We start from the raw sequence: 11,418 nt of genomic DNA, 5'->3' as shown, positions 1-11,418 counted from the left end.
CTGATATATGCTTTAATATAGAAAAATATTAAATGTTTTTGAAAATTACTAACAATTTCATCGGTTTTGTGGATAAAGTTGTCCACAGCAAAAAAGTCCCTTATGTATAAGGGGCTTTTTTGCTTACTTCTATCAGTCGAGAAAATTATGTAATGAAAATGAATAATTAGGGGGGAAACTTCTAATTATTCATTTTCACTTTAAATGCTTTTCGAGCGATATCCTGCTGCACGATCTGCTTTTTGAAATTCGCGTTGATAGAGAACTTCTTGTGTACTAGATAATGTGTTTTTTGCTTTATCACGTTTCTTTTTATCCATTACAAATCACCTCGTGTCTTAAAGTTACTATTTATCGTTTCCAAAGACATGAGGGGATATACGCATATGGAAAATGTTAACGATTGATTATCATTTCAGAAAATTTAGATTACGCTTCTTTTAATTGATGAGCATCTTGGAAGGTTGTATCTCGCATTGTAGCAAGTGTGTATTGATCTTTTGGAATTTCATATAAGTTATACACTTCTTCGTTTGCGTTAATTTCATCATATACGGCTTTTCTTGTTTCGTTTGCTAGATTCACATATTGCAGTTTTTCTGCAGCTTTAATAGAACGAATATTTATTTTACGAATACGCATGAAAATTGTTTCAATATCTAATTCATAGAAAAGTTCACTAAAAAATGAATCTTTTGCCAATTTGTTATAGCCTTTTCCATGATATGGTTTGCCAAGCCATGTCCCGAGAAATCCAGCTTTTTCTTGCACATCAAATAAAGTAATTGTTCCGATAGGGTTACCCCATTCATCTAAAATTGTGCGTGAAATTAATTCACCACGCTCTTCAGCTTCAATCGTTTGTTTCGTTAAGAATAAATATTCTTCATAAGAATAAGCCTTTTGACGCACAAAAGGGAAGACAGCTGGATCCACCATTAACTCGTATAGAACGTGGCTGTCGTGTAAGTCGCGTTTTTTCAACATACTAACTCCTCCTCACACGAGGGTAGCATGACGAAAAAACACCCCACCCTCGAAATTTTTATATCAATCTTTAAAAAATTTCGGGGTGGGAATCGAACCCACTAGAACCAGTTTCTAACGCTGGTGGCGCACCATTTGCCTTCCCCATTCATCAATTTGAAAATGATAATCACGACACAAATTGATTATGGTTTCATTCAGTTTATAATCGTATAATACTTTATCTAGTCAAAAAAATAAACTAGTTTTTTTTATTTTTTTTGTAAATTATTTTTCCATCAATCATAGTTAGTACAGGCTTGGCTAAATAATGGAAAGGATGATGAGTCCATAGCACGAGATCGGCGTCTTTTCCAACCTCGATGCTTCCAATTCTATCCTCTAAACGCAAATTTCGTGCTGGGAATATGGTGATTCCTTCTAGTGCTGTTTTCTCGTCTAACCCTTCTCTTACTGCAACAGCAGCGCAAACATTTAAATATTGAATGGGTGTATAAGGATGATCTGTTGTGATAGAAACTTCCACACCATTTTTTGATAATATATGGTAAGTATCCCATGTTTTATTTTTTAGTTCGATTTTAGAACGGCGTGTCAGAGTGGGACCAACTGAAACCTTCAAATTGTGTTTTGAAAGTTCTTCAACAATAAAGTGTCCTTCTGTGCAATGTTCAATGCGTAAATCGAGATTGAATTCTGTTGCAAAGCGTAGAGCAGAACTAATATCATCTGCTCGGTGAGCGTGGATACGTACGGGTATTTCCCGACGTAATGCTTTTAAAATAGGAAGCATTCGAAAATCAGCTTCGTGCCCGTAGTGTTGTGCTTCATAGAATGATTCCCGAAGTAACCCCATAATCCCCATACGTGTAATGGATTCTTTTGTTCCATTACTATGGACTTTTTTAGGATTTTCTCCAAAGGCAATCTTTAAACCAGCAGGTTCTTGAATAATCATATGATCAATACAAGTTCCAGCTGTTTTTATTACACAAGTAGTACCCCCGATAATATTTTGACTGCCAGGCATAACGTGAACGGTTGTAATTCCGTTTTGTACAGCGTCTTGAAAGGCAATATCGAAAGGATGGATTCCATCTAAAGAACGAATATGTGGTGTTGAAACTTCAGATGTTTCATTGGCATCATTTCCAGCCCAACCAGTACCTTCATCATAGAGACCAAGGTGAGTATGGACATCAATAAAGCCAGGTAAGAGATGGAGTGCTCGTGCATCTATAACGGTCATATCTTGAGTAGGTGGAATAAAAGGTTTGACCTCGGTAATTCGCTCTCCTGTAACGAGTACATCTCCTTGAAACTTTTGAGATGTAATAGGGTATACAATGGCTTGTTTGAGCAATATTTTCATAGGTACCTCATTTCTGTTACTTTATAATGCTAATGGAAGTTAAGGGAAAGTAACTGAAAGGTTATTTGTATGGTAATGCTTCGGATCCTAGAAAATGAAAGTTTTGAAAGAGCCCATGTAAAATTGTGTTTTAGAAGTACTACATTGTATGCGAAAGTATATTTTGTAATGCATGGTCTATTTCTGGAAATGTGTATTGGTATCCATGTTCAATTGCTTTAATGGGTAATACACGTTGCCCTTCTAGTACAAGTATGCTCATTTCACCTAATAAAGTTTGAATGATAAAAGAAGGTACAGGCAACCAATGAGGCTTTTTCATTATAGTTGCAATGGTTTCTCCAAATTCCTTCATTCTTATAGGTGTTGGTGCTGTCATATTAAGAGGACCATCAATTTCTTTTTTGTGTATAATGAAATCCATCATACGAACGACATCGTCTATATGAATCCATGATAACCATTGCTTCCCAGAACCAATGGTGCCGCCGATATAGAATTGATAGGGAAGTAGCATTTTTGGAAGAGCTCCTTCATTTGCACCTAATACAACTCCAAATCTTGCGTAGATTGTTCGTATTCCGAGAGAACGTGCTTTAGATGCTTCTTGTTCCCATGAATATACTGTATTTGCTAAAAAGTCATTTCCAGGAGTCTCATGCTGTTCTGTAAAAGACTCTATTTCAGACGTTCCATAGTATCCAATAGCACTTGCGTTAATAAATGTGTGTGGCTTTGTATGGAGTCCCTGCAATTGTTTAATGAGTCCTTTTGTTGTTTGAATTCTACTGTTTAAAATGGCTTTCTTTTGTTGCTTTGTCCATCTACTATTAATAGACTCTCCGGCTAGATTAATAACTACATCAATAGAAGAGAGGGGGAAGGTTTGTAAATCTGGTGTCCATTGAACATACTGAAGGTTAGGATCGGAAGTTTCAGTAGTTTTTTTTCGTGTGAGAATGTAAACAGTATATCCTTTTTGAATAAAAAAAGTAGAAAGGGATTTGCCGATAAAGCCTGTACCACCAGAAATTGCGATTTTCACAAGTATTTCCTCCTCATTATATATATTCTTGAAAAGAAAAAATGTTCCTCGACTATGTTAAAATAATAGAGAGGTGAGAGTATGGCTGTCATTACAAAAATAGAAGTACAAAAACGATCGAAAGAACGATTTAATATTTATATTGATAAAGGTCAAGGCGAAGAGTACGGATTTAGTGTGGATCAAGTAATCTTAATAAAACATGGATTACAAAAAGGCTTAGAAATTGATGAAATCGAGTTAGGAAATATTTTGTACAATGAAGAAGTGCAAAAAGCATATTTACAAGCAATCTCCTATTTATCCTATCAAATGAGAACAAAACAAGAAATAGAAGATTTTTTACGAAAAAAAGAAGTGGGACAGGCCATCATCTCTGAAGTCGTTTCGAAATTATTACATGACCGATATATTAATGATAAAGAGTATGCTGTTTTATATACGCGAACGCAAAGTAATGTGAATCGAAAAGGTCCAACTGTTATTAAAAGAGAGTTATTAAATAAAGGTGTTCAGGATTTAATTATTACACATAGTTTACAAGAATATCCGAAGGAAAAGCAAATTGAGAATGCCTTGTTTCTCATAGAGAAGAAGAAAAAATCTTATCAAAAACATTCTTTTTTACAAATGAAACTAAAGTTAGATGAGATGCTTGTTCGAAAAGGATATTCTAGAGAAGTAATTCAAATTTGTTTGGAAGAATTGAAAGACGAAAAAGATGACGAAAAGCAACAAGAAGCGTTACACTATCATGGGAATAAATATTATGAGAAATATAAGAAGCATGATGGATGGACATTTGAAAACAAGATGAAACAAGCGTTATATCGAAAAGGATTCTCTATTGATGAAATCGAGATATTTTTGCAAATGAAACGCGAAGAGGAATGAGGAGAATAAGATGAATATGCCAAAACGCTACAGTGAAATGACACCGCATGAGCTAAGGGAAGAAATTGGCGCTTTGAAGGAGCAAGCAGTAAAAGCTGAGCAGCTTGGGATTGTCAATGAATTTGATGTATTAATGAGAAAAATGGCAATGGCTCGTGCTTATATGACGGATATAAACAAATTCCGTATTGGTGAAACATATGAATTAGTAGAAGAACCTGGTGTATTATTTAAAATTACGTATTTCAATGGGGTATTTGCTTGGGGATATAAGCAAAATGATAATGAAGAGATTGGCATACCAATTTCCTTATTGCAAGAAAAATAAAAACCAGAGAGCATATATCTCTCTGGTTTTCATCTTTGGTAGGCGTTAAAGGAGATAGGAGATTCTAAAATTGGCGTTTTTTACATTCATTTGCCAATATAATGAGAGACTGGGTTTGTTGCGTCTGTCCGTTAACTTGCGCTTTCGCATGTTTTGGACGAGTCCACGTATGGTTAAATAATTCAGAACGACTATCTAAGCGATCACGGTAGCTCATCTTTATCACCTCGTGTAGGAAGTTAATTTAATTTGTATTACTCTTCCTGCTGATTTGCAGCACGCATACGTTCTTGTGGGTGCGTGTTAATTGTGCCGTTAGGTCGTTTCGAAGCGAAGCGTGATTTCGCTTTCGGTGGACCGTCGATTTTGCTGTTGTTTTTTGACTCAGACCAAAATTCGGCTTGTTTACCCATTACGAACGCCCTCCTCATTATCGGTTGATACCTCTTTAAGAAGTATCAATTATAGAATGTGCAAAATTGAAGAAACTATCCTTTAGAAATGAAGGGATAAATAGGTAAAAGGAGATTATAATATGAATGATATTTATGAAACATTAACGAAAGAATTATTAGACAAGAATGACAAGCTTTCTTACGCACAAGCTCGTGCGTGGGTTGAGTTACTATGGGAAGATTTTCAAACAACTTATGCAAAATCAGGTCGTTATCAAGGCGATGAAATGACAGAACAAGTGGTACGATCATGGATTAATAATCATGGTGTACGCCTTCATGAAATGCGTACAAATAATCCGAAGTATAGTCATTTAATTAATCAAGAAGATCATTTGAAACATTAAAAAAAGCGACTTAAGTCGCTTTTTTTAATGTGGAAGTAATTCCAGTTTTTTTCGAAGCTTTTCTTCACTAAAGATCCATCCTGTATAGGAACTAATAATATTTAAATTGTGGTCGAGCTGAACGATTGCAACAAATGGATAATAATCTTTACTTCGATATCGTAAATCAATGAATCGTACTTCATAATAATGGTCATGATCAAAAATATCCCAGCGATATACAGGAGAGAAAGATAGAAAGGCCGAGATGTTTTCATCTTGTTTAGCTGCTCGCATAATATTATTGTCTGGGAACGGTACCCGATCGAACTTATCATATATCATGATGTTACCACGGTGCCATCTCGCAACGTAGTAATAATCAGCCGTAACGATTGCTAAATGGTAATGGTAAAATCGGTAAGAAGGAGAAATGATAATCTTTTCGACATTTTTGAAACGTTTGTGTACAACGCTTCTTATATTTCTGTGCATCATAATCCGTCCGATATAGTAAACAATCATTAATATATATGCCGCTAAAGCTGTATATCCCTTATGAGAACCGACGAGCATGCAAGCAATTGCAAGTATATGGATAAAGAAAATTACGGTATCGAATGTATTAATCACGCCGAGTGCGACCCATTTTTTTGTGAAAGGCCGTAATGCTTGTGTACCATAGGCATTGAAAATATCTACAAAGACGTGAAGGAAGACAGCAATAAATGACCAAAGCAGTAGATGAAGATATGGAGCGTCTGAAAAGAAGGCGAAAGAGATGCCACTTATAAGGAATGACCAAAGAATTACCGCAGGAATAGAATGAGTAATCCCACGATGATTTCTTATATATTTAGCGTTATTACGCAATTTTAAAACTGTGTCAATGTCAGGAATGTTGGAACCAGCAATTGTAGCAAGCATAACAGCTTGGGGGCCAATATCACTTTGTGCTATGGCTGGATCTAATGTTGCTAAGCTACCTAAAGTGATACCCATAACAAGGTGAGTGGCTGTGTCCATAGAAATCCACCTCCGTTTTTTATTAATGTAACTCTTTTTATTCGATACCTCAAGTCCTTTGCCTTCTATTTCCTGTATCATCTTACTTAAATTTTTTCCTAAAATCTTTATAATAGTACTTATATGCAAAAAAATGAGGGGGATCAAGTTTGACACTTGAAATACTAAACAATTTTAATATAGAGCAGTTTCAAAATGATTTAATTGGTTGGTTTGAAGAAGAACAGCGCGACTTACCATGGAGAAAGAATAAAGATCCATACCGCGTTTGGGTTTCTGAAATTATGTTACAGCAAACAAGAGTAGAGGCTGTAAAACCATATTACGCAAATTTTATGGGGAAGTTTCCTACACTTGAAGCGTTAGCGAACGCAGATGATGAAGAAGTATTAAAAGCATGGGAAGGTTTAGGATATTATTCTAGAGCACGTAATTTACATGCGGCAGTAAAAGAGGTAAAAGAAGTATACGGCGGAGTTGTACCAAGTGATGTAAAGAAAATTGAAAAGTTAAAAGGAGTCGGACCATATACAAAAGGTGCTATTTTAAGTATCGCATATGGTATACCAGAGCCGGCAGTTGATGGAAATGTTATGCGTGTATTATCTCGTATTTTATCAGTATGGGATGATATTGCAAAACCAAAGACTCGAAAAGTTTTTGAAGAGATTGTGCGTGAAATTATTTCGATTGAAAATCCATCTTATTTTAATCAAGGTTTGATGGAATTAGGTGCACTAATTTGTATTCCGAAAAATCCAGCATGCTTACTTTGTCCTGTACGTGAACATTGCAGAGGGTATGCTGAAGGTGTTCAAAAAGAATTACCAGTAAAAAGTAAAGCGAAAGCTCCTAAAATGGTACCTATTGTTGCAGGTGTACTTCAAACTGAAGACGGTCGTTACGTTATTAATAAACGTCCAAGTACAGGTTTGTTAGCTAACATGTGGGAGTTTCCGAATGTAGAACTTGGAGAAAGTATTCGAAATCAGAAGGAACAGCTTATAGATTATATGAAAGAAAAATTTGAGCTCGAGGTTTCTATTGATGAATACGCAATGAATGTACAACATACGTTTACACATCGTACTTGGGATATATTTGTATTTTACGGAAAAGTAACAGGTAATATTGTTGATACAGATACATTAAAATTTGTATCAAAAGAGGTATTTGAGCAATTACCTTTCTCAAAATCACACCGTACTATTTATGAAAATTGTGTGGAGAAAATTACAATGCAATAAATAAAAAAGTGTTCCCAATCTAGGGAACACTTTTTTAATCGTAAGAAATTTTTGTCCCATGAGTCCAACTAGCTTCACCTTCTTGTAAGCCGCCTCTTGATTCGATTTCTACTACAATTTCTTTGTAAATACTTTGCCCTTCTACATTTAAATAAGGCAGAACCTGTTGTAGTGAGTGATGAAAATAAGCTAATTCATCTTCTTTCCATTCATTTTTTGAAATCATCGTTAGTTCAGTCATATCGCGTCCTATATACATATTTACACCTCCATTTTCTATAGTTTGAATGAGTAACAAAAGTTATATGCGGAAATTTTAAAAAAGAAAATTACGGATAGCTTCTAAGTGAATTGGTTACATTATTGATTGTGGAGGTGAGAAAGATGAGTAAAAAACAACAAGGTTATAACAAAGCAACTTCTGGTGCTAGCATTCAAAGTACAAATGCTAGTTATGGTACAGAGTTTTCAACTGAAACAGATGTACAAGCTGTAAAACAAGCAAACGCACAATCAGAAGCAAAGAAAGCACAAGCTTCTGGTGCACAAAGTGCAAACGCTAGTTATGGTACAGAATTTGCAACTGAAACAGACGTGCATTCTGTGAAAAAACAAAATGCTAAGTCAGCTGCAAAACAATCACAATCTTCTAGCTCAAATCAGTAATGAAAGAAAAACACTTCTCTAATTCGGGAGAAGTGTTTTCTTTTTGCGTGGATCGTTGTAATGAAAAGAAAGCGAACGACATAACTTCTAATAAGTCAACAAATGTAGTCAAAGGAGAAGGAAGTTAACAATTAGAATTATGTAATTAGGAATAATAACTGATGAATAAGTCCAAAAGGGGGTAAGTAATGAACGATTTTGATAAGTTGGTAGGGGAGCAATTAGAAACGATGGATGAGTTGTTAAAGTTACAAGCACATCTAGAGAAGTATCAACAAATCGAAATGAATGAAAAAGATACGTGCGATAAAAAAGAACTGCATTTTATCCGTCAGGAAATATATAGAACAGAAGTAGCGTTGAAGATGTTACATGAGAAATTTGAAGAACAAACGAATAGTGTAATTCAATCTTTTGCAACTGAAAAAATGATTTCAAATTTAGGGTAAGATATATTGTTATCTTCAGGTGAAAAGTCCTTCTTTGTATGGAAATAGAGAAGGGCTTTTTCTATTACATGTCCTCGCTTATAAATAATGCAGTACAATCCCTATCTCTTAAGAAGAGTTGGGGCATAGTATTCAACGATAAACCTCCTGCATATTCAGTTTGAAAAATAGAGTCTTATCCCTTTAGTTTTAAAATTTCGACAAAAAAGTTATAATAGAAAAAAAGTGAATGCCGTTCAAAGGGCATTTGCAGTTGAAAGAAGGGAGCATATATGGGATTTCCCAAAGAAGGAGAAAAAGTACAAATACATAGTTATAAACATAATGGCTCCATTCATAGAATGTGGGAAGAAACAACAATTTTAAAAGGGACACAGAGTCTTGTAATCGGAGCGAATGATCGTACAGTAGTTACAGAATCGGATGGCCGAACATGGATTACTCGTGAACCAGCAATTTGTTATTTTCATGCCAACTATTGGTTTAATGTGATTGGGATGCTTAGGGAAGATGGCGTATATTATTATTGTAATTTAAGCTCACCTTTTGCGTATGATCCTGAAGCATTAAAGTATATTGATTATGATTTAGATATTAAAGTATATCCAGATATGACATATACGCTTCTAGATGAAGATGAGTATGAAAAACATAGTCAAATTATGCAGTATCCACCTGTTATTGATACAATTTTAAAACGAAATGTAGCACATTTAACACAGTGGATTCATCAAAGAAAAGGTCCATTTGCACCAGACTTCGTAGATATGTGGTATGAACGATATTTAATGTACAGAAATTAAAACAAACCTGCAGGGGGCTTCCCGGCAGGTTTGTCCTATTAGAGGGGGGATTATGTGCAAGGCATAAAAAGATATTTACAATTTGTTAAACCATATCGATGGCTTATTGCTATTACAATTATTATTGGACTAGTTAAGTTCGGTATCCCACTTATTATGCCGTGGTTATTAAAGTATATTATCGATGATGTAATTCAAGGCGCGGGCTCACTTCAAGATAAAACATCTCAATTAATAACAGCGATTGGAATTGCTTTTTTTATTTTTGCGGTATTAAGACCACCGATTGAATATTATCGTCAATATTTCGCTCAACGTATCGCAAATACAATACTGTATGATTTGCGGAAGCATATTTTCGGTCACTTACAAAAGTTAAGTTTACGTTATTACTCCAATACAAAAACAGGGGAGATTATTTCGCGTGTCATCCATGATGTAGAACAAACGAAGGATTTTGTAATTACTGGTTTGATGAACGTCTGGTTAGATACTGCAACAATTGCTATTGCTATCATTGTTATGTTTTCTATGAATATAAAATTAACATTTGTTGCGTTATTGATTTTACCTATTTATGTAATTGCAGTGAAATATTTTTTCGGACGTCTTCGGAAATTGACGAAAGAGCGTTCACAAGCGTTAGCGACGATGCAAGGGTATTTGCATGAACGTATTCAAGGAATGCAAGTGACACGTAGCTTTGCGTTAGAAGAGTATGAGGGGAAGCAGTTTGAAAAAAGAAATAATGAATTTTTAACGAAAGCATTAACCCATACAAGTTGGACGGCAAGAACATTTTCGGCAGTAAATACGTTAACCGATTTAGGTCCGTTACTTGTGATTGGTTTTGCAGCATATGAAGTAATTCAAGGGCAGTTAACGCTAGGAACGATGGTAGCTTTTGTTGGATATATGGATAGTTTATATAGTCCGCTTCGCCGCCTTGTTAATTCATCTACAACATTAACACAATCTTTTGCATCGATGGACCGTGTGTTTGAACTGTTAGATGAAAAATACGATATTGTTAATGTACCAAATGCGGTACAAACGAAAAAATTAAATGGAGAAATTGTATTTGACAATGTTTCTTTTCGTTATAATGCAGATGAAAAAGAGATATTACACAACTTGTCATTAACTATGCAGCCTGGAGAGAAAGTAGCGCTTGTAGGAGCGAGTGGGGGAGGAAAGTCATCTCTTGCTAGTTTGATCCCGCGTTTCTATGATGTTTCTGAAGGCGCGGTTTATGTAGATGGCATAGATGTAAGAAAGTACAATATGAGAAATTTGCGTAGTCATATTGGAATTGTACTGCAGGATAATTTATTGTTTAGCGATACAATTGGAGCTAATATTTTATATGGAAATCCGAAAGCTACAGAGAAAGAAGTGATTGCAGCTGCCAAAGCTGCGCAAATTCATGATTTTATTATAGACTTACCAGATGGTTATAATACTGTCGTTGGAGAACGTGGTGTGAAGCTATCAGGCGGGCAAAGACAACGCGTGGCAATTGCACGAGTGTTTCTAAAGAATCCGTCGGTACTTATATTAGATGAAGCAACTTCAGCATTAGATTTAGAAAATGAAAGGTATATTCAAGAGGCGCTTCAGACGTTAGTTGCTGACCGGACAACGATTATAATCGCACATCGATTAGCGACGATTACGCATGTTGATACGATTATTTACATTGAAGACGGTGAGATTAAAGAGACTGGTTCTCATGAAGAGTTAATGCGAAAAAGAGGATTTTATTACAATTTATATCAACTTCAACATATAACAGAAACAGCTCCTTTACCATAAAAGGA

16 protein-coding genes are annotated in these 11,418 nt (G+C 35.2%); 8 read left to right on the top strand and 8 right to left on the bottom strand.

The features are described 5' to 3' along the window. Positions 1-200: 200 nt before the first annotated feature. The 4 genes from QO049_RS12730 to QO049_RS12715 all read right to left on the bottom strand — a co-directional run bounded on the left by QO049_RS12730 (position 201) and on the right by QO049_RS12715 (position 3,404). Positions 201-320 (bottom strand): YfhE family protein, encoded by a 120-nt coding sequence (locus QO049_RS12730; protein WP_000358482.1) that lies wholly within the window; start codon positions 318-320, stop codon positions 201-203. A gap of 109 nt (positions 321-429) precedes the next feature. Next, positions 430-987 carry a GNAT family N-acetyltransferase gene (locus QO049_RS12725; protein WP_000914737.1) on the bottom strand — a complete coding sequence of 186 codons (558 nt, stop codon included), beginning with the start codon at positions 985-987 and terminating at the stop codon, positions 430-432. 241 nt (positions 988-1,228) lie between these two features. Then, positions 1,229-2,359 carry an amidohydrolase gene (locus QO049_RS12720; RefSeq protein WP_000698314.1) on the bottom strand — a complete coding sequence of 377 codons (1,131 nt, stop codon included), beginning with the start codon at positions 2,357-2,359 and terminating at the stop codon, positions 1,229-1,231. A 139-nt stretch (positions 2,360-2,498) separates the two neighbouring features. Beyond that, positions 2,499-3,404 (bottom strand): TIGR01777 family oxidoreductase, encoded by a 906-nt coding sequence (locus QO049_RS12715; protein ID WP_000684380.1) that lies wholly within the window; start codon positions 3,402-3,404, stop codon positions 2,499-2,501. 81 nt (positions 3,405-3,485) lie between these two features. Here QO049_RS12715 and recX point away from each other — a divergent pair, with 81 nt between their 5' ends. Together recX and QO049_RS12705 are read left to right on the top strand one after the other, a co-directional pair. Continuing rightward, complete coding sequence (gene recX / locus QO049_RS12710; RefSeq protein ID WP_000268502.1) at positions 3,486-4,298, top strand: recombination regulator RecX; 813 nt, start codon at positions 3,486-3,488, stop codon at positions 4,296-4,298. 10 nt (positions 4,299-4,308) lie between these two features. After that, on the top strand, positions 4,309-4,626 hold the full coding sequence (locus QO049_RS12705) for a YfhH family protein (RefSeq protein ID WP_001057024.1): 318 nt from the start codon (positions 4,309-4,311) through the stop codon (positions 4,624-4,626). 64 nt (positions 4,627-4,690) lie between these two features. Here QO049_RS12705 and QO049_RS12700 read toward each other — a convergent pair whose 3' ends face one another. Both QO049_RS12700 and QO049_RS12695 read right to left on the bottom strand, forming a co-directional pair. Beyond that, the gene (locus QO049_RS12700; RefSeq protein WP_000122093.1) at positions 4,691-4,843 is read right to left on the bottom strand and encodes a YpzG family protein; all 153 of its coding nucleotides are present in this window, start codon (positions 4,841-4,843) and stop codon (positions 4,691-4,693) included. Positions 4,844-4,880: 37 nt separating this feature from the next. Then, positions 4,881-5,039 (bottom strand): small, acid-soluble spore protein K, encoded by a 159-nt coding sequence (locus QO049_RS12695; RefSeq protein WP_284489286.1) that lies wholly within the window; start codon positions 5,037-5,039, stop codon positions 4,881-4,883. A 122-nt stretch (positions 5,040-5,161) separates the two neighbouring features. On the opposite strand from QO049_RS12695, the gene QO049_RS12690 reads away from it, so the two are divergent. Then, positions 5,162-5,428, top strand: a complete 267-nt coding sequence (locus QO049_RS12690) for a YfhJ family protein (RefSeq protein ID WP_000998166.1) — start codon at positions 5,162-5,164, stop codon at positions 5,426-5,428. 24 nt (positions 5,429-5,452) lie between these two features. Here QO049_RS12690 and QO049_RS12685 read toward each other — a convergent pair whose 3' ends face one another. Next, positions 5,453-6,433, bottom strand: a complete 981-nt coding sequence (locus QO049_RS12685) for a metal-dependent hydrolase (protein ID WP_000379106.1) — start codon at positions 6,431-6,433, stop codon at positions 5,453-5,455. Positions 6,434-6,582: 149 nt separating this feature from the next. On the opposite strand from QO049_RS12685, the gene mutY reads away from it, so the two are divergent. Continuing rightward, the gene (gene mutY, locus QO049_RS12680; protein WP_000171391.1) at positions 6,583-7,680 is read left to right on the top strand and encodes an A/G-specific adenine glycosylase; all 1,098 of its coding nucleotides are present in this window, start codon (positions 6,583-6,585) and stop codon (positions 7,678-7,680) included. 34 nt (positions 7,681-7,714) lie between these two features. Here mutY and QO049_RS12675 read toward each other — a convergent pair whose 3' ends face one another. Then, entirely contained in the window at positions 7,715-7,939 is a 225-nt protein-coding gene (locus QO049_RS12675; protein ID WP_000275436.1) for a hypothetical protein, read from the bottom strand. A 125-nt stretch (positions 7,940-8,064) separates the two neighbouring features. Between QO049_RS12675 and QO049_RS12670 the strand changes: the two genes are divergently transcribed. The 4 genes from QO049_RS12670 (at position 8,065) to QO049_RS12655 (ending at position 11,413) form a co-directional block, all read left to right on the top strand. Next, a complete protein-coding gene (locus QO049_RS12670) occupies positions 8,065-8,346 on the top strand; it encodes a gamma-type small acid-soluble spore protein (protein WP_000039046.1) in 282 nt (93 codons plus the stop codon). A 188-nt stretch (positions 8,347-8,534) separates the two neighbouring features. Then, positions 8,535-8,795, top strand: coding sequence for a YgaB family protein (locus QO049_RS12665; RefSeq protein ID WP_000997575.1), 261 nt, complete (start codon positions 8,535-8,537; stop codon positions 8,793-8,795). 272 nt (positions 8,796-9,067) lie between these two features. Continuing rightward, positions 9,068-9,598, top strand: coding sequence for a nucleoside tri-diphosphate phosphatase (gene ntdP / locus QO049_RS12660; protein ID WP_000506624.1), 531 nt, complete (start codon positions 9,068-9,070; stop codon positions 9,596-9,598). 54 nt (positions 9,599-9,652) lie between these two features. Then, positions 9,653-11,413 carry an ABC transporter ATP-binding protein gene (locus tag QO049_RS12655; RefSeq protein ID WP_246961848.1) on the top strand — a complete coding sequence of 587 codons (1,761 nt, stop codon included), beginning with the start codon at positions 9,653-9,655 and terminating at the stop codon, positions 11,411-11,413. The last annotated feature ends 5 nt before the right edge of the window (positions 11,414-11,418 follow it).

Source organism: Bacillus sp. RB3, from assembly GCF_030164735.1.
In the GTDB taxonomy this organism is placed as follows: domain Bacteria; phylum Bacillota; class Bacilli; order Bacillales; family Bacillaceae_G; genus Bacillus_A; species Bacillus_A cereus.
This window is presented reverse-complemented; position numbering and strand designations above follow the sequence as displayed.